Origin of the sequence: Nocardia sp. NBC_00881, assembly GCF_045207455.1 — a bacterium.
Taxonomy (GTDB): Bacteria; Actinomycetota; Actinomycetes; order Mycobacteriales; family Mycobacteriaceae; genus Nocardia.
This window is the reverse complement of the sequence record NZ_CP108798.1, coordinates 4,342,120-4,366,122: the sequence shown is the minus strand read 5'-3', so window position 1 is coordinate 4,366,122 and position 24,003 is coordinate 4,342,120. Positions and strand designations below refer to the sequence as shown.

Annotated in this window: 14 protein-coding genes; 5 read left to right on the top strand and 9 right to left on the bottom strand. The window is 68.4% G+C overall.

The window, feature by feature from the left end; all coding sequences use genetic code 11:
- Positions 1 to 114: 114 nt before the first annotated feature.
- On the top strand, positions 115 to 1,953 hold the full coding sequence (locus tag OH799_RS18245; protein WP_406265365.1) for an NERD domain-containing protein: 1,839 nt from the start codon (positions 115 to 117) through the stop codon (positions 1,951 to 1,953).
- Between the two features lie 114 nt (positions 1,954 to 2,067).
- On the opposite strand, the gene OH799_RS18240 is transcribed toward OH799_RS18245, so the two are convergent.
- The 6 genes from OH799_RS18240 to OH799_RS18215 form a co-directional block, all read right to left on the bottom strand.
- The gene (locus tag OH799_RS18240; RefSeq protein ID WP_408976397.1) at positions 2,068 to 5,835 is read right to left on the bottom strand and encodes a multifunctional oxoglutarate decarboxylase/oxoglutarate dehydrogenase thiamine pyrophosphate-binding subunit/dihydrolipoyllysine-residue succinyltransferase subunit; all 3,768 of its coding nucleotides are present in this window, start codon (positions 5,833 to 5,835) and stop codon (positions 2,068 to 2,070) included.
- Between the two features lie 123 nt (positions 5,836 to 5,958).
- Entirely contained in the window at positions 5,959 to 9,846 is a 3,888-nt protein-coding gene (locus OH799_RS18235) for an ABC transporter ATP-binding protein (protein ID WP_406265359.1), read from the bottom strand.
- A gap of 99 nt (positions 9,847 to 9,945) precedes the next feature.
- Entirely contained in the window at positions 9,946 to 10,728 is a 783-nt protein-coding gene (locus OH799_RS18230; protein ID WP_406265356.1) for an ABC transporter permease, read from the bottom strand.
- Positions 10,725 to 11,726, bottom strand: coding sequence for an ATP-binding cassette domain-containing protein (locus tag OH799_RS18225; protein WP_406265353.1), 1,002 nt, complete (start codon positions 11,724 to 11,726; stop codon positions 10,725 to 10,727). The genes OH799_RS18230 and OH799_RS18225 overlap by 4 nt, the downstream gene beginning before the upstream one ends.
- A complete protein-coding gene (locus OH799_RS18220) occupies positions 11,723 to 12,454 on the bottom strand; it encodes a hypothetical protein (protein ID WP_357272174.1) in 732 nt (243 codons plus the stop codon). The genes OH799_RS18225 and OH799_RS18220 overlap by 4 nt, the downstream gene beginning before the upstream one ends.
- Positions 12,455 to 12,552: 98 nt before the next feature.
- A complete protein-coding gene (locus OH799_RS18215) occupies positions 12,553 to 13,578 on the bottom strand; it encodes a glutathione S-transferase family protein (protein WP_406265348.1) in 1,026 nt (341 codons plus the stop codon).
- Positions 13,579 to 13,683: 105 nt separating this feature from the next.
- Here OH799_RS18215 and OH799_RS18210 point away from each other — a divergent pair, with 105 nt between their 5' ends.
- On the top strand, positions 13,684 to 14,478 hold the full coding sequence (locus OH799_RS18210; protein ID WP_406265345.1) for an enoyl-CoA hydratase/isomerase family protein: 795 nt from the start codon (positions 13,684 to 13,686) through the stop codon (positions 14,476 to 14,478).
- Between the two features lie 92 nt (positions 14,479 to 14,570).
- Complete coding sequence (locus OH799_RS18205; RefSeq protein ID WP_406265343.1) at positions 14,571 to 15,827, top strand: class I adenylate-forming enzyme family protein; 1,257 nt, start codon at positions 14,571 to 14,573, stop codon at positions 15,825 to 15,827.
- 7 nt (positions 15,828 to 15,834) lie between these two features.
- Here the strand turns inward: OH799_RS18205 and OH799_RS18200 are convergent, their stop codons facing one another.
- Positions 15,835 to 16,581, bottom strand: coding sequence for a tyrosine-protein phosphatase (locus OH799_RS18200; RefSeq protein WP_406265341.1), 747 nt, complete (start codon positions 16,579 to 16,581; stop codon positions 15,835 to 15,837).
- Between the two features lie 410 nt (positions 16,582 to 16,991).
- On the opposite strand from OH799_RS18200, the gene OH799_RS18195 reads away from it, so the two are divergent.
- Positions 16,992 to 17,474 (top strand): TetR family transcriptional regulator, encoded by a 483-nt coding sequence (locus OH799_RS18195; protein WP_406265338.1) that lies wholly within the window; start codon positions 16,992 to 16,994, stop codon positions 17,472 to 17,474.
- 43 nt (positions 17,475 to 17,517) lie between these two features.
- Positions 17,518 to 18,696: an amino acid deaminase/aldolase gene (locus OH799_RS18190; protein ID WP_406265336.1), complete on the top strand. Its 1,179-nt coding sequence runs from the start codon at positions 17,518 to 17,520 to the stop codon at positions 18,694 to 18,696.
- A gap of 6 nt (positions 18,697 to 18,702) precedes the next feature.
- Here OH799_RS18190 and OH799_RS18185 read toward each other — a convergent pair whose 3' ends face one another.
- Entirely contained in the window at positions 18,703 to 22,098 is a 3,396-nt protein-coding gene (locus OH799_RS18185; protein WP_406265333.1) for an AAA domain-containing protein, read from the bottom strand.
- An 80-nt stretch (positions 22,099 to 22,178) separates the two neighbouring features.
- Positions 22,179 to 23,969, bottom strand: a complete 1,791-nt coding sequence (locus tag OH799_RS18180; RefSeq protein ID WP_406265329.1) for a DEAD/DEAH box helicase — start codon at positions 23,967 to 23,969, stop codon at positions 22,179 to 22,181.
- Between the last annotated feature and the right edge of the window lie 34 nt (positions 23,970 to 24,003).

Here is a 24,003-nt window from a genome sequence, read left to right as displayed (position 1 = left end):
TGCCCTAGTGCTGCCAATACCCTGCTCTTACAGTGGCTTTCGATTCATCGGCGGACTTCGCACCGAATATCGTGGAGTGGTCGATTGTGTGAAACGCGATGGAGGTGGCCGGTGATGTTGGTCATCAACGAACGAACGACGACGCCGCGATCCGAGCAGCGTGTGCTCGACTGGATGCGGACCTGGACCGGGCAGTACGTCATTGTGGGACTGGCGATCTCGGGGTGCTACCTACCAGACCACAATGGCAAGGGAGAGGCGCAGAAAGCCGATCTGGTCGTGATCACGCCTAGGGCTGTGGTCGTGGTCGAGGTGAAGGGGACCACGCCGGAAGCCATGACAGGCGTTCTCTCGGTGCAGGCCAACGGGCGCTGGCGGCTGTCCGGCTTCGAGGGTGACCCGATCCACGTGCGCGACCACGACAGCAGCCCGTTCGACCAGGTATCGAGCAATGTCTTCAACCTAGAGGAACTGGTGCGCAAGCACGACACCGACGCCTTCGTCGACGGCTTGATCGTCGTGGTGCCGCCCAGAGATTCGAACATCACGCTGAACATCGAAACGCGCAGGCGAGGTTGCGGGGTGGTGCTCGGATCCAGTCCTCGCGAGCTGCGCGCCTGGTTCCACCGCACCGCGAGCCGAAAGCTCGTCTGGACCGCCGAGCGCGTGCACGCCCTGCTCGGCGACTTGAACCTAGCCGATCAGGTGACTCTCGAAGACCTGGTAGCGGACGGCTTTCCCCTGGAGCGGAAGCTGCGTGCCGGGAAAGCGTTGGCGACGCTCGAGAGCGCAACGCGCGAGCCTCGTCCGGTCGATGACACGCCTTCACCCGAAATCTCGAACGCCTCCGGTGTGCCTGCGAATGGGGACGTCCCGCCAGCCCATTCCACAGTCGAGCAGTCGGACACGGCGCCGATTGCGCCGCAGCTCAACGAATCCAGCGGGATACAGCAGGCCGAGACCGATGATATGACAGACGAAGACGATCAGGCGGTATCAGCGTGGCAGAGTCCGCCGCTCGCCGCGGCACACTTGCGGGCGCGATCCGACGTCTCGGAATCGGACGTCTCGGAACCTGCGGTGTCGGAGCCCGTGGCGTCGGGCGCGACAGTCCAAGCCGGTCTGGAAAGCCGAGAGTGGGCAGCCCGCCCACCGTCGGCTCTTACGGATCAGCAGCCGCTCGGTACCGCGGACGTGCCAGAAGACGGTCCGGTGGCGTCGGCGCCGGAGTCGCATTACTCGGAGGGGCTATCCACTGTAGGGCCCGCGCGGACGCAACCCGCAGAGCCGCAACCTTGTGCACCCGAACCCTATGCGCCGAAACCCTTCGTAACTGGATCAGTAGCGCCGAAATCTATCGCGCCGAAGCCCTCCGCACCAGAACACTCGGTATCGAATCCCCTTTCGTCGGACCCGGCACTCGATCCCGCTGCACAGTCAGCGTCCCCGTTGTCGTCACCCTTCACAGACCGGTGGTCGTCCTGGATCGAATCCGACGCCGACCGGCCACTACGCCCTCACCCGGCATCCTTGCGCTCGCGCCCAACACCGCCACCAGTGCCACATCGGCTGCCGCCGCGATCCACGTCGATTACCGAAGCGCGGCCACTGCGGCGGCCGACCACCCCGGCCATCGTCGAGCGTCGACCACGCATCGCGGATCGCCGGCGAATCACCCCACTGCTCCTGAGTATTACCGGCCGCGCAAGCGGACAACCACGGCCGATCCGCCATCGGCCGCAGCAGATCGCGGCCGCGGTGTTGATCGCGGTCATCATCGGCGCCATCTGGCTGTTGGCCGCCGCCTGCTCGACCCCACACGATGACGCCGTAGAGCAGAGACCATCGCCCGTGTCGACCACCGAGGTCGTCGGACCACCTCCGACCGTCGCGGAAACACCGGCACCACTGAATTTGCTGCCGCTGTGCCTCCCGTTCCGATCCGATTGCTGACGTAGCTGCCGATGCGTTGCGCTGGACCTCTTCACCAGCACGTGTAGAAAGGACGAACGCCGGGTCGAATCGCTCTAGGAAGAGAGCGATTCGACCCGGCGTCAGGTCTGGAAACTACGCGGTCGGTTCGAACGCTTCCGCGACGATCTCGGCCTGCTCCACCGCATGTACCTTGCTCGAACCCGAGGACGGGGCCGACATGGCACGGCGGGAGATGCGGCGCAGTTTGCCGAGGCGGTCGGGGAGGACCTCCGGGAGGTTGAGGCCGAAGAAGGGCCAAGCACCCTGGTTGGCCGGTTCCTCCTGCACCCAGGCGATGTCGGTGGCGTTGGGGTAGCGGTCGAGCGACTCGTTCAGGCGGAAGGTGGGCAGCGGGTAGAGCTGCTCGATCCGCACGACCGCGACGTCCTCGCGCTTCTGCTTCGTCTTCTCCGCGGCCAGCTCGTAGTAGAGTTTGCCGCTGGTCAGCAGGACCCGCTTCACCTTGCCTCGGTCGCCGATGCCCTGCTCGTAGGCAGGTTCGTCGAACACCGAGCGGAACTTGCTCTCGGTGAAGTCTTTCAGATCCGACACCACGGCCTTGTTGCGCAGCATCGACTTCGGGGTGAAGACGATCAGCGGACGGCGGATGCCATCCAGCGCGTGGCGGCGCAGCAAGTGGAAGTAGTTCGCCGGGGTGGACGGCACCGCGACGGTCATCGAACCTTCCGCGCACAGCTGCAGGAAGCGCTCGATGCGGCCGGAGGTGTGGTCCGGGCCCTGGCCTTCGTGACCGTGCGGCAGCAGGAGCACGACATCCGACAGCTGGCCCCATTTGGCTTCACCAGAGGAGATGAACTCATCGATGATCGACTGGGCTCCGTTGACGAAGTCACCGAACTGCGCTTCCCACAACACGAGCGCGTTGGGGTTGCCCAGCGAGTAGCCGTATTCGAAACCGACGGCGGCGTATTCGCTCAGCGCCGAGTCGTGCACCGCGAACCAGCCCGGGTTCTCGCTGCCGATGTTGTGCAGCGGGGTGTACTCCTCGGCCGTCTTGCGGTCGATGATCACCGAGTGCCGCTGAGTGAACGTGCCACGCCGGGAGTCCTGGCCGGTCAGACGGACCGCATGACCCTCATCGATCAATGTGCCGAAGGCGAGCAGCTCGGCGAAGGCCCAGTCGACCTTGCCCTCGTAGGCCATCTCGCGGCGCTTCTCCAACACCGGCTTGACGCGTGGGTGCACATTGAAGCCCTCGGGCACATGGAGGAACGCGTCACCGATGCGCTGCAGGATCGTCTTGTCCACGGCCGTCACGACGGTCGCGGGCACCGGCTGGTCGTCTTCGACCGATTCGCTCGGCTCCGGTGTGTACTTCTCCAGCTCGCGGACCTCGTTGAACACCCGCTCCAGCTGGCCCTGGTAGTCGCGCAGGGCGTCCTCAGCCTCTTTGAGCGAGATGTCACCACGGCCGATCAGGCTCTCGGTGTACGCCTTGCGGACGCTGCGCTTGGTGTCGATGACGTCGTACATGTAAGGCTGCGTCATCGACGGGTCGTCACCCTCGTTGTGTCCGCGGCGCCGGTAGCAGATCATGTCGATCACGACGTCCTTGCGGAACTTCTGCTTGAAGTCCACCGCCAAGCGGGCCACCCAGTCACAGGCTTCCGGGTCGTCACCGTTCACGTGGAAGATCGGCGCACCGATGAACTTCGCGATGTCCGTGGAATATTCGGTGGAGCGGCTGTTCTCCGGCGCGGTGGTGAAGCCGATCTGGTTGTTGACCACGATGTGAATGGTGCCGCCGACCCGGTAGCCACGCAGACCCGACAGGTTCAGCGTCTCGGCGACCACGCCCTGACCCGCGAACGCGGCGTCACCGTGCAGCATCAGCGGTACGACCGAGTAGCCCTGCGGCCCGTCGCCCTTGTCCAACAAGTCCTGCTTGGCACGGACCAGGCCCTCCAGGACCGGGTCGACCGCCTCCAGGTGCGAGGGGTTGGCGGTCAGCGAGACCGCGATCTCGTTGTCGCCGAACATCTGCAGGTAGGTGCCGTGCGCACCGAGGTGGTACTTCACGTCGCCCGAGCCGTGCGCACCGGCCGGGTTCATGTTGCCTTCGAACTCGGTGAAAATCTTCGAGTACGGCTTGCCGACGATGTTGGCGAGCACGTTCAGCCTGCCACGGTGCGGCATGCCGATGACGACCTCGTCGAGCGAATGCTCGGCGCACTGGTCGATCACCGCGTCCATCATCGGGATGACCGTCTCGGCGCCCTCCAGCGAAAAGCGCTTCTGCCCGACGTACTTGGTCTGCAGGAAGGTTTCGAAGGCTTCCGCCGCGTTCAGCCGGTTCAGGATGTACTTCTGTTGCGCGACAGTCGGCTTGACGTGCTTCTGCTCGACCCGTTCCTGGATCCACTGCAGCTGCTCGGAATCGAGAATGTGGGTGTACTCCACACCGATGTGGCGACAGTATGCGTCACGCAGGATGGAGAGCACCTCGCGCAGCTTCATCTGCTCTTGACCGTGGAAGCCGGCGACGTTGAACGTGCGGTCCAAGTCCCACAGGGTCAAGCCGTGCTGGGTGACATCGAGATCCGGGTGGCTGCGGAACTTGTCCTTGACCAGACGCAGTGGATCGGTGTCGGCCATCAGGTGGCCGCGGTTGCGGTAGGCCGCGATCATCTCCAGCACGCGCGAGCTCTTGTCGACGCCCCGCTCGCGGATGTCCTTGCGCCAGCGGACCGGCTCGTAGGGCACACCGAGGCCGTGGAAGATCTCGTCGTAGAACTCGTCGGAAATCAGCAGCTGGTGGATGGTTCGCAGGAAGTCACCTGACTCCGCACCCTGGATGATGCGGTGGTCGTAGGTGGAGGTGAGCGTCATCAGCTTGCCGACGCCGAATTCCGCGATTCGCTCGTCGCTCATGCCCTGGAACTCGGCCGGGTACTCCATGGCGCCCGCGCCGATGATCGCGCCCTGGCCGTTCATCAGGCGGGGCACCGAGTGGACGGTGCCGATGGTGCCCGGGTTGGTCAGCGAGATGGTGACACCGGAGAAGTCCTCGGCGGTCAGCTTGCCGTCGCGGGCACGACGCACGATGTCTTCGTAGGCGGTGTGGAACTGCCCGAAGGTCATTGTCTCGCAGCCCTTGATGGCGGCGACGACGAGCGAGCGGCTGCCGTCCTTGCCGGGCAGGTCGATGGCGAGACCGAGGTTGGTGTGGGCAGGGGTGACCGAGTTCGGCTTGCCGTCGATCTCGGCGTAGTGCCGGTTCATGTTCGGGAAGGCCCTGACGGCCTGGACGATGGCGTAACCCAGCAGATGGGTGAAGGAGATCTTGCCGCCCCGGGTGCGGGCGAGGTGATTGTTGATGACCAGACGGTTGTCGATCATCAGCTTGGCGGGGATGGCGCGCACGCTGGTCGCGGTGGGGATGGCCAGCGAGGCTGCCATGTTCTTCGCCACGGCCGCGGCGGCGCCACGCAACACCTTGGCCTCGTCGGTGGCGGTGTCGGCCTGCTTCGGGCCGGAGGTCGGCGTCGCGTTCGAGGTGGGCGCCGGGGTGGTGTGCGGGGTGCGCGCGGTGACCTTGGCGGGCGCGGCGGCCTTCGCGGGCGCGGCAGGCTTCGGGGCCGCGGAGGTGGGCGTCTTCGGAGCCGCGGGGGCAGCGGCAGCCGGAGCTGCTGAAGGCGCGGCCGCCGGAGCCGGGGCGGCAGCCTGCGCGGGTGCGGCGGCGGTCTGGCTGTTACCAGAATCACCACTCACCTCAGGCGTGTAGTCGGCCAGGAACTCGTGCCAGCTCTCGTCGACCGAGGATGGATCCTGTTTGAACTTCTGATACATCTCGTCGACTAGCCACTGGTTCTGTCCGAACTGGGAAGTTGAGCTGCTCACAGCAGGTGTTCGCCTCATTTCGTTCTTCGCGCTGCGACGTTTGTGACGTGCCCGGCACAGGGATCAGCGGATACGCGCCGATACGCCCTGTCTGAGGATAGGCCCAGCAGCAAATCGGCGGATCTACTGACCACCACCCGACACCCCCGACCTCATAGGTGACGACTCGTCGATACCCGAGAATATTCCCCCGGTCTCGCGGGCCGCTGCCCAGAGCCGGGCATAGGGCCCCCCGGCGGCGAGCAGTGCGGCGTGCGGACCGAATTCTACGATTCGGCCGTGGTCGACGACAGCGATCCGATCAGCGCGTGCGGCCGTGCCGAGCCGGTGCGCGACGATTACCGTAGTGCGGTCCCGGCTCACCGATCGGCTCGCTGCCAGCACCGATGCCTCGGCGTCCGGATCGAGCGTCGCGGTGGCTTCGTCGAGCAGCAGCAAGTCCGGCGCGACCAGTTCGGCCCGGGCGAGCGCGATCAGCTGGCGCTGGCCCGCCGACAGGCCGCGGCCTCGCTCTCCGACCGGCTGACCAATACCGAGCGGGAGAGCGGCGATCATGGCGGTCGCGCCCACCGCGGCAGCGGCCGCGGCGACCTCCTCGGCGGTGGCGGACGGTTTTCCGAATGCGATGTTGCTCGCCACATCGCCGGTGAACAGGTGAGCTTCCTGCGGGACGATGCCGAGGCGGGAGCGGTATTCGGCGAGGCGGTAGTCGCGGATGTCGACGCCGTCGACCCGGATCGCCCCTGACCTGCTCGAACCACTGTTCTGCTCGGTCGTTCCGGGAATGTTCCGCTCGGCCGCGGCGGCACCGTTCCGCGCATCGGCACCGTCGCCGCTCTGCTCGGCCTTGCTCAGCGCACCAGACTCCGGATGACCGCCCGTGCCGTTCGTCACATCCTCGGGCAGGTCGTACAGACGCGCGAGCAACTTGACGACGGTCGACTTGCCCGCGCCGGTCGGTCCGACCAGCGCCAGTGTGGAACCCGCCGGGATCCGCAGCGAGACGCCGTCCAGAGCCGGAACCAGGCTGCCCGCGTACCGGAATCGGACATCGTCGAAGGCGACATCACCGCGCAGCCCCCGGTCGATCGGCACCGGCTCGGCTCGGTCGGCGGCGATCGAAGAGGGCGTGCGCAGGAGATCCCCTATGCGGCGCAGGCCCACCTTGGCCTGCTGATACCCGTCGAACACCTGTGATAGCTGCAGGATCGGCACGAACAGCAGCTGCAGATACAGCACGAACGCGACCAGCGTTCCCGCGCTGGTCATACCGTGGGCGACCTCGCGCGCACCGACGAACACCACCGCGGCCAACGCCAGATCCGCCCACCCCACCACGAACGCGAAATACAGCGCGATCGCCCGCTGCGCGCGCAACCGGCTGTCGCGGTAGCGCTGGGAGTACTCGGCGAAGCGGCGGGCGGCACGTGGCTCATGCCGGTTTGCCTGCACCGCGCGCAATCCGGTGACGTTCTCTTGGAAATCGGCGTTGACCGCCGACACGTGCTCCCGCGACACCATGTATGCGGTGGACGACACCCGCCGGAACAGCGCCGTCGCGATCACCAGGGCAGGCAGCATCACCAGTACAACGAGGGCCAGCGAGACATCGATGGCGAGCAGCGCGACCGCGATGCCGGCCAGCGTCAGCACGCCGACCAGGGCGGTGGCCACCCCGGTCTGCAGAAACGTCGACATTGCGTCGACGTCGGTGGTCATCCTGGTCATGATCCGGCCGGAGAGTTCGCGTTCGTAGTAGTCCAGGCCGAGTCGTTGCAGATGCGCGAAACTGCGCACTCGCAGCGCGAAGAGCACCCGCTCCCCGGTGCGCGCGGTCAGCACCGTGGTCGCCGCGCCGACCGCCCAGCCCACGGCGGCGAGCACCGCGCCGAGCAGGGCCACGCGGACCAGCACCTCCGCGTGGTCGCCGACCACGCCGTTGTCGATCGCGTAGCGCACCAGCGGCGGGAAAGCGATGCCGATCACCGCGTCCGCCGTGAGCAGTGCCATCACCATCAGCACCAGCCAGCGGACCGGGCGCAGCATGCGGGTCAGCCGGAACCCTGGATCCGGCTCGCGCAACCGTTGTGCGTCCAGGCCCGGCTGCTCGGTGGCGGGTGGCAGGTGTTCGATCGTGCGGCGCAGCTCGGGCGTCTCACTGAGATCCGCTGTCGCGCCCGCGAAGCGGCCGCCGCCCGAATGCGGGGGCGGCGTCTGCCCGGCCCGCACCGTGGTCGTGGCGGCGTCCGGCGCCGAGGCGATGTGCCCTGCGGGCGCGGGTAGCCGAATGATGCGATCGGCGTGGGCGAGGGTCGATTCCCGGTGCGCCAGGATCAGCGTGGTTCGTCCCCCGCGGTCGGACAGCGCGTCGAAGATCGCGGCCTCGGTGACCGCGTCCACCGCCGAGGTGGCGTCGTCGAGCACGAGGATGCGCGGGCGCGCCAGCAGCGCCCTGGCCACCGCGATCCGCTGTCGCTGTCCGCCGGAGAGCGTGAGCCCGCGCTCGCCGACTACGGTGTCGTATCCGTCGGGCAACTCGGCGATGAAGTCGTCGGCGGCGGCCTGGATCGCCGCCTGCCGGATCTCCTCGTCGGTCGCCTCCGGTCGCCCGAGCGCGATGTTGGCGGCGATGGTGTCGGAGAACAGGAACGGATCGTCGAAGACGACGCCGATCGCCGCGCGCAGGTCGGCGGCGCGAACGTCGGCGATGTCGACCCCGACGACGTCGGCTGCGCGGGTCGCGTCGGCGTGCGGATCGGTGTGCGCGGCGGAGGCGCCTGCTCCGTTGGTCCGAGGTGAGTCGGTGCGCTCGGAGAACAGCTGGATGCTGCCGGAATCCGGCGCGTAGAACCTGGGGAGGAGCAGGGCTAGCGTGGACTTGCCCGAACCCGCCGGGCCGATGATCGCCACCGTCTCGCCGGGCCGCACGCGCAGGTCCATCTCACGGAGCACAGGCTGCTGGGGGTCGAAACCGAAAGTGAGCGTCTCGATGTCGATCCCGAGCGGCCCGTCCGGCAGCGCGACCGGACGTTCGGGGTCCGCGATGACGGGCGCGGTATCGATCACCTGGAAGACCCGCTCGGCCGCGGCCCTGGTCAGCTGGGCCATGACGATCACCGACGAGAGGATGCGCGCGGTACCGGTCATGGTGGCGACGTAGGCGGCGAACGCGACGAAGGTGCCGATGCCGATCAGGCCGTGCAGCGCGAGCAGGCCACCGAGCACGATCACCGCGACCATGCCGACCTGCGGAATCGCCGCGATGCTCGGCGCGAACCGTGCATCGATCCGCGCGGCGCGCATGCGCTCCGCGAACAGCGTGCGGCCCAGCCGCTCCAGCAGACCGACCATCCGCGCTTCCTGCCCGAAGCCCTTGACCACACGCACGCCGGTGACCGTCTCCTCGACGTGCTGGGCCAGATCGGCGGCGCGCTGCTGCGCCGACCAAGTAGCCGCGTGCAGCCGTGGTCGCACCCGGTAGACCACCAGACCGATCGCGGGAACCACCAGCAGCGCAACGGCCGCCAGCGGCGGGGAGAGCCAGAGCATGACCGCGGCGGCGAGCACGAACTCCAGCAAAGCCATGCCCGACAGCGGCGCCATCGCCATCAGTCCCTGCACCAGCTGGAGATCCGTGATCGAGCGCGATACCACCTGCCCGGTGCGGATCGTGTCCTGCCCGATGCCGTCCAGTCGCTGTAACGACCCGAGGATGTCCAGCCGCAGCGTGTGCTGCACGTCCAGTGCCATCCGCCCGGCCAGCAGCCGCCGACCGAACCCCGCCGCGGACCGGCCGATCCCCAGCAGCACGATCAGTCCCGCGACCGCGCCGATCGCCGACGTGTCACCGATGACTGCCGCGTCGACCGCCCGTTTGATCAGCAGCGGGCCCGCGGTCTCGGTCACCGCGCCGACGAGCAACGCCGCCGCGAGCCCGGCGAGCACCGTGCCGTGCGGCCTGCACTCAGCCCACAGCCTGCGTATCCATCCCGGTCTGTCGCCCCCGTCCACGTCGCCTGCTCGCCCCTTTGGTTGTACCGCGCTACACAGCGACGGTACCGCCACCCGCCGACACGTCGTTGCTCCCTGAGACCCTTCAGACCCTTCGAGTCAGAGATCGCGAGTACGCAAGCTCCACCAGGTCGCGGCGCCGAAGCTGATGGTCCACAGCAGCAGGACCACGACGGCGGCCGGGGCGGGGGCGAGGAAATCACTGTCGGGGTAGGAGCCGACGGCCACGGTGCTGACGGTGGCGGAAAGCGGCAGCAGGGTCACGCCGCCGGCCATACCGATGCCCCGCGCGATCAGCCACAACAGTGGTTCCGCGACGGCGATCCAGCCCAGCAGCAGCCCGACCGCGGCGGCGGACGACCGCAGCAAGAGGCCGACACTCGCCCCGATCAGCGACCAGCAGACCGCGGCAAGCAGCCCGCCGCCGAGCGCGGCGAACAACTCGGCGGTGAAACCGAACTTGCCCCGGCCGAAGACGAGCAGACCGGCGAGGGTGACCAGCTCGACCGCGAACGCGGTCGCCAGCGCGACGCACCCGGTGACCAGGAACTTGGCGGCGGCGAGCCGGTCGCGGTCGGCGGCGAACAGCGTGGTCACCGCCATGGTGTGGTGCCGGTACTCCGTGCCGCTGCTCACCGCGCCGAAGATCGCGCCCGCCAGCACGACCACCGCGAGACCCACGTAGAGCCCGATCGTCGCGGCCCCGGTGGCGGGCTCGCCCTTCGGGGCCGCAGGTCCGGCAAGGCTCGCGGACACGATGCCCGCGAGCAGCGCGATCGCGAGGATCGCGCCGACGACCACCCGGCCCTGCGGCAGGGTGAGGACCTTGCGGACCTCGGAGTTGACGGTCGGCACCAGGTCCGCAGGCAGGAGGGTGATCATCGTGGGATTCCGTAGGGCATCGGCGACGGTTGCTGAGTGCCGATTCCGGCGGGCACGGCGAGGCCCGGGTACTGCGGCGCGGGTGCGGCGGTGGATTTGGTCAGCGACGCGAGAACCCGGTCGGGGTGGATCGGGTCGGGGACGATGCTGTCCAACCGCACCTGCGCCGCCGCGGCTGCCGCCCTGATCTGCGCTTCCGTCGCCTCGGCCACGGCGAGTCGCCCGTCCGTCCGGATCACCGCGTCGGTAAAGCCTTGTGCGGCAAGCATGGTCGCCAGCGCGATCGGTGTGGACGCCGCGACGACCAGCCGGTCCGGATGTCCGCGCCGCAGCCGTGCGGGGCTGCCCTGGTACACCACCGTGCCCTCTTTCAGGACGATCAGGGTGTCGGCGCTGGGCAGCACCGCTGCGAGACTTTCGCTGGACAGCAGCGCACTGCCGCCTTGCCGAGCGTGCCCGCGCAGAAAGTCCTGCAACCAACCACGTTCCGCGGCGTCGAGTCCGTCCATCGGGTCGTCGAGCACCAGCAGCGGGGGATCGGGGAGCAACGCGGTCGCCAGCGCCAGCCTGGTCTGCTGCCCGGCCGACAGGCCGCTGATCTTGGTGTTTGCTTCCTCGTCCAGCCCGACGATCTCCAGCACCTCGGGGACCCGTGCGTCCGCGACATCGACCGCGGCGGCGTAGCTCCACAGATGGTCCCGCGCCGTCCTTGCCGGATGCAGACCGCGTGGCGTGAGCACGCCGCCGACCATGCGGGAGGATCCGGCCGCGTCCTGCCTGGTCGACCTGGGGCCACCGACGACGGCGGTCCCGGAGGTGGGGGCGAGCAGGCCGAGCAGCAGCCGCAGGACGGTGGTCTTGCCCGCGCCTCGCGGACCGACCAGCGCCGCCGTGGTGCCGGATGACACGGTGAAGCTCACGTTCTCCACGGCGGGTGTCAGGTCGTACCACTTCGTCAACGCCTGGACCGAGAACGCGAGCGGACGCGCCCCGCTCATTTCGGCGTCTTCGGGGGTTTCGGCTGCCCCGGGTCGATCGCGGTGAGTGGATCGGCGTCGACGACGAGATGCCGGTCGGCGGGCCACACTACGGGCGGGGGACCGAATGCCTTGCGCGCGTTGGTGATCGTGGACTTGCCCAGCGCGCGGTTACCCGCGCCTCCGATCAGCGCGCCGATACCCGCGGGCAGTACTTTGCCCGCCATGAGCGCCGCACGTTTGGTGATGAACCGGACGATGAACCGCTTCACCAGCGAATCGTTCATGCTCGACAGACCGGGAATCCGGTTGGCGAACACCGTGCCCCAGTTCTTCGCCGAGGTGCCGACGCTCTTCTGCACGATCTCCATGCCGCTCTCGCCGAGTACGACGGCGAGCACCAGCGCCCTGCGCTGTTCCCGGTCCTCCGGTGAGATGCCGTGCACCGCCGCCACCGCGAGGGTGAACACCGCCGACGCCTCCATGAAGAACGTGGTCTCGGCGCTGACCGCCGCGATCGCGGCGACGGTGCCGACACCGGGCACCGCGGCCGTCGCACCGACCGCGCTACCGCTGCCGGTGACCGCGAGCAGGTACTGCTTCTCCAACCGCTCGATGATTCGTGCGGGGGTTTCGTCGGGATGGGAGCGCCGGATTCGGTCGACGTACTTGGCGACCGCGGGTGCCTGCAGGCGGGACCCGGTATCGAGCAGCTGAACCACCGTCTTCTCGAACGCGCCTTTGACCATCGGCGGCATCCTCCTCTTCCCGTCTGCTTGGTGAACTGTAGGGCACCGGCGGCCGTCAGCTCGTCATGACAACGAACTACCCAGCCGGATCGGTTCCACTACGCCGGACGGTGCAGCGCGGGCACGCGGTCGGCCAACGGAGGAGGAGGCGGCGGGGTCCCCTCTCCGAACGGCCTGCCGCCGAGGGCTTCCCTGCCGTGCGGGGTCAGCCAGTTCGCCGGCTCGGGCCCCTTCGGGACGATCCCGGTCGGGTTGATGTCCCGGTGCACCACGTAGTAGTGCGTCTTGATCTGCCCGAAATCGATGGTGTCGCCGAAACCAGGGGTCTGGTACAGGTCACGCGCGTACGCCCACAGCACCGGCATCTCGGCGAGCTTCGACCGGTTGCACTTGAAGTGCCCGTGATACACCGGGTCGAACCGCACCAGCGTGGTGAACAGCCGAACATCAGCCTCGGTGATCGTGTCGCCGACCAGATATCGTTGCGCCGCAAGGCGTTCGGAGAGCTGGTCCAGCCGATAGAAGAGCCGGTCGTATGCTTCGTCGTAGGCGTCCTGCGACCCGGCGAAACCGCAGCGGTAGACGCCGTTGTTGACATCGCGGAACACTGCGCGATTCACCTCATCGATCTCGGTGCGCAACGCCTCGGGGTACAACTGCGGCGCACCGGGCCGGTGGTAGGCAGTCCACTCGATGGAGAAGTCGAGAGTGATCCGCGCGTAGTCATTGGTGACGACTCGGCCGGTCGGCACGTCCACGATCGCAGGCACTGTGATGCCGCGCGGATAGTCAGGGAACCGCGCCAGGTACGCGTCACGCAGCCGGGGGATGCCGAGCACCGGGTCGACACCGCCGGGATCCAGATCGAAGGTCCAGCTGAGCTTGTCGTGGGTGGGCCCACACAGGCCGAGCGAGAGCACGTCCTCCAGTCCGAGCAGCCGGCGCACGATCAGCGTGCGATTGGCCCACGGGCAGGCCCGGGCGGCGACCAGGCGGTAGCGGCCCGGCTCCACCGGGTAGCCGTCTCGGCCGTCGGCCGTGATCCTGGTGGTGATGTAGTTGGTGTCCCGCTTGAACTCGCCCGGCTCGACGTAGGAACCGTTTTCACTGGCCGACTTGGTCACCTGGACAGTCTCGCAGATCGACGTCTTGGTGGGCGCTGTCGGACGTAGCCCGTCCCCAGTCGCGCGGGGCCGGAGCGAAGGCGGAGGTACGCCTAGGCTGACCGGATGAGTGAAACGAAGGCCACTCGGCTGGAGCGCGAGATCACTGACGGCGGGGCGGAGGTGGCGACCCTCACCCTCGCCCATCCGCCGCTCAACCTGTTCGATCGGTCCATGCTGGACGCGCTGATCGCCGATATCGGCGAGCTGTCGGGCCGCCCGCCGCGCGCGGTGCTGCTGCGCGCCGAAGGCAAGGTGGTGTCCGGCGGCGTCGACGTGCACGTGTTCGACGGGCTGACCATCGAGCAGAGCGCCGAGCTGTGGCGCACGTTGTTCGCGCAGATCATCCACCCGTTGGAGGCGCTGCCGTGTCCGGTGGTGTTCGCCGCGCACGGCTTGACCCTGACCGCCGCCTTCGAGATCGCGCTCGCCTGCGACATCCTGCTCGCCGCGCCGAAGGCTAAGTTCGGGCTGGTGGAGACCGTGGTCGGGCTGACACCGTCGATGGGCGGCCCGCAGCGCCTCGCCGAGCGCGCGGGTTCGGGCCGGGCCCGCGAATTCGTGATGACCGGCGATCTCTACGACGCTGCCACCATGGCGGACTGGGGCGTGGTGAATGCCGTGCACGACGACGTCGACGCGGCGGCGAAGGAACTGACCCACCGTCTGGCCCACGGCCCGACAAAGGCGCACGCCGCGACCAAGAAGATCATCGAGGCGTGGCGTTCCGGTGGTGTGGCGCATGCGGATTCGGTGACACCGGAGGCGTCCGGCGCGCTGTTCGCCACCGACGACCTGAAGGGTGCGGTGCGCAGCTTCCTCGAGGTGGGTCCAGGGATGGCCGGCTACTCCGGCCGGTGACAGGTCGGACACGTTCGTCTGCTATCCCAGCGAGATTGTGACATGCATCATATAGTCGCAGTGCCTGCTGACTCGAGGCACGCGGAGGACGAATGTCGCAGTTGCTGATCGAATACCCCCTGACCCGCCCGCATGTCTGGGACAACCCACTGGCCCGCGGCGCGGACGGGGTGTTGCGCTACGGAAACCTCACGCCCGCGCTGACCGAACTGCTGGATCTTCAGGTCCACGCGTTCTCGACCCGCGAGGCGGTGGTCGAGGTCGGCGGGCCACGCCTGACCTACCGGGAACTGTGGCACTCCGCCTCGCGGATCGCCGGTGGGCTGCAAGAGCATGGCATCGGCTACGGCGACCGCGTCGCCATCCACATGCCCTCCGGTGCGCGCTGGGTGCAGGCCTTTCTCGGCGCATTGCTCAGCGGCGCGGTGCCGGTGCTGGTGCACGACGGTCTGCCTGAGGCAGTCGCCGAGCGCGTGATCGCCGACAGCCGCGCCGATTTCGTGCTCGGGCGGGCGCGCGCGGGGGCCGAACTGCCCGACGGGGCCGCGTACATCGATGACGGCGCCGCACTGGGGGATTTGGCGCTGCTGTGCTACACCAGCGGAACCACCACCTCCAAGGGCGTGGAACTGACCAACGAAAACCTGCTTTCGGCCGTGCGGTCGATGGTCGCCGCACTGGATCTGCCGACCGACGGCCTGCGCAACCTGGTGCTGCTTCCGTTGGCGCACGCCAGCGGCTGTGTCGATCAACTGCTGCCGACCTTCGCGGTCGGCGGCACCGTCGTGCTCGCCCGGGACACCCGCGCGCTCGCGGAAGCCATCGCGGTCGAACGGATCGACATGGTCTCGGCGACGCCGCGGATTTTCGCGGGCCTACTACCGGAACTGGCCGAGTTGCGCGCCGAGGGGTTGTGTACCGAGGGCATCGCCCGGATCAGCAAAGCCGGTCACCGCGGCGAGCGCGCCGCCGCAGCCGCTACGCCCGCCGACCTGACCGCCGAACTGCGTGGCATGTTCCCCACCGCCCGACAATGGTCGGTCTGGGGCGCGACCGAGACCAGCGGCATCGGGCTCGCCGTGGACGACGCCGAACAGGCGGAGGACCCCTCCGGCGCCGACGCGGTGCTCGGATTCCCGTTCGGTGGTACGGAATTGGCGCTGTGGGGGCCGCGCGCGACGGCAGGCCGCGGTGAACTGCTGTGCCGTGGACCGAATGTCACGCCGCGCTACTGGAACGATCCGACCACCACCGCGGCGCGGTTCACCGGAACCTGGTTCCACACCGGTGACCAGGTGACCATCGACGCAGACGGCTTGGTCCGCAGGGGAGCGGCGCTCGCCGAATGATTCGGGCTCACTCCAGCATTCGCGCGCGCAGCCGGGCGCGCAGCTCGGGCGTCAGCCCGACGGCGGCGAGGTAACCGTCGGAGTTGCCGTGCAGGTCGCGCATCGCGCCGCTTGCGGTGTCGAGGTATTCCTCACGCACGCCGAGTAGATCCACCGACACTTCTTCACCGCCGAGCAGTTTCGTCGTCATCAGGGAGCGCAGCGCGGGGATGGCTCCGTTGCTGAGCAGGAAGTCGGCGAGCACGTCGGCCTCGGTGACGCCGACCGCGCGCAGGAGTGTGGCGATCGCCCAGCCGGTGCGGTCCTTGCCCGCCGCGCAGTGTACGAGCACGGCGCCGTCGCCGCGCACGATGGATTCGGCGATGGCGAGGATCGCGGCGTTCGCCTCGGGCAGCGCGGGGAACATCCGATAGACCTCGAGCATGTACGTGAACGCGGTCTGCGCGGTGGCCTCGTGTGGGGGCGCCTCGGCCATTCTGGAGTCGAACGGTGTGACGGTCAGCCGGACGTCCTCGGGTAGCCGATCCGCGCCGATATGCTCGATCTCGCGCTGTCCGCGCAGGTCGTGCACGTCGCTGACGCTCAGGTCGTGCAGCGCCGTGTGGCCTGCGGCGTCGAGGCCGCTCAGCTGAGCCGAACGCAGCAGCACGCCGGGGCGGACCTTCGCGCCGTCGACGGTGCGCAGTCCGCCGGTGTCTCGGAAGTTGAACGTGCCGGAGAGAAAGTACTGGTCGGCGGGCGGCGAGAGAGTCACCGGTCCAGGCTATCGGCCTTCCGGTAGGAAAAGGCGTCGTTACCGGATCGAGCGCCATACGAACGGGTGCCCGATTTGAGTGGTTCGGGTGTGGGATCGATCACACGATTCGGGTGCGCGGAGGCCGGTACCGTAGAGTACTACACCGTCTGTCGTACGGCAGAGGGGCCGAGATCGACCGTCATGGCGCGATTTTCGGAGAGCCTCGTCGCGTCCCGGCGGTATCGCGTTTGGGTAACAAAACATTCTTTGAGTCTGAAATACCCACTGAAGCCGTTCTCAAAACCCGAAAAACCACTACCATTGACGAACGTTGGACCGGGCAGCCTGGGGGTTCCCGAGATGGCCCGCCTGTTCAGCGAGTCGCGCCGACGAAGGTGCGCGAAATTTTTTCGCCGAGGGAGTCGTCGTTGAGCACACGTGGAGAAGTAGTGGCAGAGGCGGGGTTGCGGCCGACCATCTGCGCGGCGGTCGACGAGGCCGCGGCCACGCTGGATCACACGGGGGTCCGCGCACTGCGGGTGCTGCTGCACTCCGGGATCAGCGCGTACTGGCCGTTGATCACGGCTGCTCCGACCAAGCATCTCCGGGCATATGAGGCGACAGTGCAGACGCTGTGCACTCGCTGGGGGGTGCGGACAAGCTGCGCCGCGGACCCGATCGCGTCGGCGGCCTATCAGGAGATGGACACCGAGGTCGCGGCATTCCTCGAGCTGTGCGCGGAGCGATCGGGAACACAGTGGCTCGAACCGGTCGGGGCGATCGCCGCATACGTCGTATCGCTGGTCCGGGGTGCCGTTTTGCGCTGGCTGGCCGATGGCAACGACGAAACCATGCTGGTGGTGCTGGATGATCTGGTCAGCGTGTTGACTACAAAGGCCATCGAGATCTAGTAAATACTGGACGTCTGACCAGTTCGGTGGTTGAGTATTTCTGGTGACCGAAACGTCGCCGATCGTAGCCCTGCACGCGGCCACCGCCGAGCTGGATCCGCCGCTGGCCGTCCTGGACCTGGTTGTCCTGCGCGCGAATGCCGCCGATCTGGTGCGCCGCGCCGCAGGCATACCGGTGCGTGTGGCCAGCAAATCCGTGCGCTGCCGCACCGTGCTCGAAGAAGTGCTCGGCGCGGATCTCACCGCCGCGGGCGGCTTCGCGGGCATCATGTCCTACTCCCTACGCGAAGCCATCTGGCTGGTACATCGCGGAGCCCGCGACGTCCTGCTCGGCTACCCGAGTGTGGACCGCGCGGCGCTGGCCGAACTGGCCGCCGACGACACACTGCTGCGTTCCATCACGCTGATGATCGACGACGTCGCCCAACTCGACCTGATCCGCGCCGCCGTCGGCACCGACCGGGTGCGCCCACGGGTCTGCCTGGACGTCGATGCCTCGTTGCGGATCGGCCCGATCCATCTCGGTGTACGCCGCTCCCCGGTGCGGACACCCGAACAGGCCGTCGCATTGGCGAGCGAGGCGCTGCGCCGTGGGTTCGACGTAGTCGGCGTGATGACCTATGAGGCGCAGATCGCCGGGCTGCCCGACACCACTGTCGCGGTGCGCCTGGTGAAGCGGGCGTCCGCGGCGGAGATCGCCAAGCGCCGCGCGAAGGTGCTCGACGCGGTCCGCTCGGTGACCGGCAAGCTGGAGATCGTGAACAGCGGCGGCACCGGGTCGATCGAGGTCAGCGTCGCCGACCCGGACGTCACCGAGGTGACCGCGGGTTCCGGCTTGTACGTGCCGACACTCTTCGACCACTACCGATCGTTCACCCCGAGGCCTGCACTGTATTTCGCCACCTCTGTGTTGCGGCGACCGACGCCGACCATAGCCACCGTCTTCGCGGGCGGCTACCCAGCCTCCGGCCCGACCGGGCCGTCGCGGGTGCCGAAACCAGTGTGGCCCAGCAGGTTGAAGCTGCTCGGCACCGAAGGCGCGGGAGAGGTGCAGACCCCGCTGTCAGGGGCCGCGGAGCTGCGCATCGGCGATCGGGTGTGGTTTCGGCACGCGAAGGCCGGTGAACTCTGCGAACGGTTCGACATCGTGCACCTGGTGGAGGCCGACGGCTCCCGCAGCTCCGTGCCGACCTACCGCGGCGAGGGCGCCTGCTTCGGCTGACCCAGCTCAGCCCAGCCGCAAGAACCCGGCCAGGTCGGCCAGGTCGTCGGGTGCGGCGGGCAGGTATTCGGTGAGCAATGGCGACCGAATGATGATCGCCTTCCACATCGCGCGGCACAGCGCGGCGTGGAGCAGATTGCGTGACAACAGGAACGGCATGCCGTAAGGGGCGTCGGCAGGGCTGGACGTGGTCATCGAGAGCAGCACCACGGCCGCTTCCCTGCCTCGGAACCGGTCCGGTGTCCCCACCAGCACGTCCTCGATCTTCGCGCGGGCCAGCATGGTCTTCATCCGCCCGACCTGCGCGGCGTACGGAGCCACCACGAAGATGTCGTGCGGATGCAGTCGGCGGGTCGTCGCACCGATCGTCCACGACATGCCCAGCAGCGTGCGGACCCGGCGCACCACCTCGCGGGCCTCGGCCACCGATTCGGTGGAGTTGCCGTGATGGTCCACCAGGACGGTGCACACGCCGGGTTCCTCGCCGTCGAGCTGCCGCGCGAGCGTGACGGTTTCGTTGGACCGCAGGCGGCCGTCGTAGTACAGCCGGGAGAGCGGCTCGCACACCGCGGGATGCATCCGCCAGGTCCGGTCCAGAAAGTAGCCGCGCTGTGCGGGCAAGGTCTGGCGGCCCTCGGCCAACCAGCCGAGCACCGACTCGCCGACCGGGGCCGGATGGGCGCTGCGGGCGGCCGATGGCATGGGATCGCCGAGCAGCAGCAGGTTTCGCGCGCTTGCCGCGACGGCCACGGTGTCGGCCAACGACAGGCGGCCCGCGTCGGCGACCACGAGCAGGTCGAGGCTCGCGCGCGGCACCACGTCCGCGTTCGCGAAATCGGCTGGGATGCCGCCGAGAACACAGCCGCTGATGGCGTTGTCCAGGAAGCGCGGATAGCGATCGGCGTCGATCACGGCCCACTCCGGGGCGACCGCCGCGACATCCTTCTTGGCGACCAGCTCCGGGAGCACGCCGATCCGCACGATCGCGTCGAGCAGATTCTCCACGGTCGAATGTGCCTGCGCGACAATGCCGATCCGCCATTTGTGGCGGGTGACCAGGTGCTCCAGCACCCGGGCAGCTGTCGAAGTCTTGCCGGTGCCGGACGGTCCCTGTACCGCGAGATAGGAACGGTCGAGCTCGCGAACGGCGGCGGTGATAGCCGCGGCGTAGTCGCCGTGCACCGCGGGCAGCCCGGCGTCCCCGCGCAGCCGGGGCGGGCGACGCACGAGAATGTCGAAGATCGCCTCTCGCGGCGCGTCCGGCAACGTCATGAGCAACTGCTGAGCAGCGAATTCGACCGCCATCTCGGCGTTCTCATCCCAGGCTGGCAGGCCGGGCGCGATCGCGGTCGGCAGCTCGTCGTAAGGTTCGCAGCCGTCGGGCAGTAGTTCCTCCAATCGGACGGTGTCGTCGAACTCGGCGTCCACCGAGCAGCCGAGCACCGTCGCAGTCGCGGTGGCGCGCCGACCGACGGCAGTGACCATGCCCGCGGCGACCGGTTGATCGTAGAAGGTGTAGACGGCGGTGCCGGGAGTCAGCGCGCTCGGCCCTGCCGCGCCGCTCCAGCTCCTTGCGATCCGGCCGGTCAGCGTCAGATACCGCCGCATGGCCGGCCGGTCCGGGCGGCGATGCCACTTGGTGTCGACCGTGCCCCAGTCGGCGACCAGAACGCCAGGCGCGTCGGCCCATTCGTCCACGGGATGGCTGAGCCGGTCGGCGTGCGCCCACCACAGCGGCTGCCGTTCGCGCCGGTGGTAGCCGAGCGCCGCGGCCATCATGGTGGAGGTGTGCAGCGGATCGCCGAAGCCTGCGGCATATTCCGCGAGCGCGGCCTCCAGAGACGACGGACGGGACGGGGGCACGGACTCCGACTCGTCGGGGCCTGCGACCGTGCACCACGAGCTGGCCTGCTCCAGCGTCACCGCCTGCGGGTCGATGCGCTGCTCGGCGGCGCGGTCCAGTAACCAGTCGCGCAGCCGAAGTACGGTCAGGCAATCACGTTCGGCGGCGGGCGAATGCGCCGCACCGGCGAGTAGCCGCCGCAGTCTGCGCAGCCGGTAGGACCGCTCGCCGATGATCATGGCGTTGCGGACGATCGGGTACAGGTCGACGAAGACGCCGTCGCACAGCAGCTCATCCACGATCTCCTCACCGACGCCGTGCCGCCCGGTGCAGTGCAGCAGTGCCGTACGGACCGCCGAGGTGTAGTGGTACACGTGCAGGTCCGGATACATCCGCCGCCGCCGCACGAGATAGTCGAGCACCTGCTCGATCGCGCGGCGCTGTCCGGCTGTCTCGCTGTCCGGCCCGCCCGCCGCACCGAACGGGCCGCGGAACGACAGGTGCACGGTGCCTGGCCCGCCCACCTCCACGGTAAGCGGAAGTCGCCCGCCGCCCTCGATAGTGAGCGAGAGATCGCCGGGGGACGGCGGCGGCAGCGCGCCGAGCGCGATCGCGTCCACCAGGCTGTGCGTCGGCCGGCCCGAGACCTCATGCCGCAGTTGGATTTCCGCCTGGCGGCGCAGTGCGGACAAAGTGCGCGGCGGCACGCCTGGCACCGAGATATCGCCGGCGACCAGCCGATCGATGGTGCTCACGCCTGCTTCGCGCAGACGGGTGCGCGTCGCCGACGGCATGCCCGCCACGAGCAGCAGGTCGCGCGCGGCGGAGAGAGCGGCGGTGCAGGTCCGGCAGCGGCCACAGGCGAGATAGCGAGGGTCGCCCCACTGCACCGGTAGCAGCTCACTGAGCTTCTCGCCCAGAATGCGTTCTACCCGGCGCCTGCGCGCGCGATACACGGGAAGCAGCTCGCTCAACGTGTGGGCGCTGCTCCCCTCGGCAAGGTGCAGCCGGATCAGCGGCGCGGCCAGCGCGCCGGAGCGGTCGAGGGCGTCGGCGCACGCGGCGAGCTCCACCGCGGCGCCGACCCGGTCCGTCCCGGTGGGCGCGGTGCCGTGCACGGTGTAGCGGACCCGATGGTCCGCGCGGACGAGGAAGTCGCAGGAGTAGTCGAATCGGCCGTCGAAGAAGGTCGCGCCGTGGATCACGGGCACGCCTGCGCGTAGCGCCGCGACGGTCTGAGCGTGCGCGGCCGTCAGCGCATCGATCCGCTCGGCGGGTTCGCCGGGGTGGTCGGGTGGACGGTCGATCTCCACCATCGCGCCGACGAACCGCGCGCGGTAGTCGGCGAGGCGGCGTTCCAGGGGATCGTCGAATATGTTCGGCGGCTCGGGCGCCCGTTCGGCGCCATCGGATTCGGCCTGGATGGTGCCCAGTTCGGTGTCGAGGGCGCGTAGCAGCGCGAATTCGCAACGCGCCGCGCGCACGAGATCGACGGCGGTGCAGACAACACGATCACCGAACAGGAACAACCGCCGCCCTCCTGTGTCTTCGCGGGACACCCGCTGCCGGTGTGCGCCTCATTACGCACCGACGGCAACACTGTAGCTAGCGCGTCTGACCTCGGCGTACCCTCCCCGGTTCAGGAGCGTGGCTTACGCCGCTCCGTTCGCTTGACGCCGTCGCGCTCCCGTCGCGGACCGCGGGTGAACGAGCGTTGCTGCGGCGGACCCTGGTCGAGCTGCAGCTGGATCAACACGCCACCGATCCTGGTGCGCCGCAATGCTTCCAGCGTTTCGGCCGGCAGCTGCGCGGGCAGCTCTACCAGGCTGTGGTCGGGACGGATGCTGATATGCCCGAAGTCGCTGCGGCGCAGGCCGCCCTCGTTGGCGATGGCGCCGACGATCGCGCCGGGCACGACGCGATGCCGTTTGCCGACGCTGATCCGGTAGGTCGCCAGCTCTGTTCCGGTGGCGCGGTGTACACCGCCGCCCTGTCGGTCGTCCTCGAAATGCCGTGCGGGCCGCTCGCGCGGAGTCCGGTCGCGCTGCGGGCGCTCGACCGGCTCGGGCTCGGGTTCCATGAAGAAGTTGTCGCCGTCGTAGGAGCCGACGGCCAGCGCCGCCGCGATGTCGGCCAGCGGGATGTTGTGCTCGCGCTCGTAGTCCTCGATCAGCTTGCGGAACAGCGGCAGGTTCGCCGAGGCGAGATTCTCGGTGATGGTGTCACCGAACTTGGTGACGCGCTGTGCGTTGACGTCTTCCACACTGGGCAGCTGCATTTCGGCCAGCGGGTGCCTGGTGGCCCGCTCGATCGACTTGAGTAGGTGCCGCTCGCGCGGTGCGACGAACAGCAATGCCTCGCCGCTGCGCCCGGCCCGCCCGGTGCGGCCGATGCGGTGCACGTAAGACTCGGTGTCGTGCGGGATGTCGTAGTTGACCACGTGTGAGATGCGGTCCACGTCCAGTCCACGCGCGGCGACGTCGGTGGCGACGAGGATATCCAGCGCACCGGACTTGAGCTGGCCGATGGTGCGCTCGCGCTGGTTCTGCGCGATGTCTCCGTTGATCGCGGCGGCGGAAAAGCCCCTGGCGCGCAGTTTTTCGGCCAGCTCCTCGGTGGCCTGCTTGGTCCGAACGAAGATGATCATCGCCTCGAACGACTCGACCTCGAGGATCCGGGTGAGCGCGTCCAGCTTGCGCTGATGCGAGACCTGCACCCAGCGCTGCGTGATATTGGTCGCCGTCGAGGTCTTCGACTTGACCGTGATCTCGACCGGGTCGTGCAGATACTGCTTGGAGATCTTGCGGATCGCGGCGGGCATGGTCGCGGAAAACAGCGCCACCTGCTTGTCCGACGGCGTGTCCGCGAGGATGCGCTCGACATCCTCCTGGAAGCCCATCTTCAGCATCTCGTCGGCCTCGTCGAGCACCAGGTACTGCAGCTGCGACAGGTCGAGCGTGCCCTTCTCCAGATGATCGATCACGCGGCCTGGCGTGCCGACCACGACGTGCGCGCCGCGGCGTAGGCCGGACAGCTGGACGCCGTAGCTCTGGCCGCCGTAGATCGGCAGTACGTGCAGGCCTGGGATGTGCGCGGCGTAGCGGCCGAATGCCTCGGCGACCTGGATCGCGAGCTCGCGGGTCGGGGCCAGCACGAGGGCGCGAGGATGCCTGCCGACGACTTCCAGGCCCATCAGGATCGGAATGGCGAAGGCGGCAGTCTTGCCGGTACCGGTCTGCGCGAGACCGACGACGTCCGCGCCGGAGAGCAATGGGGGAATCGTCGCGGCCTGGATCGGCGAGGGCGACTCGTAACCGACATCGGCGATGGCCGCGAGGATGCGGTCATCGATACCGAGATCGGCGAAAGACGGGCCGTCGGTGTCCCTGTCGTTGTCGCCAGGAACGCTGTCGACCTGATTGGTACTCATTGACCAGGAGTTTACTGCCTCGTGCTGGTCGACA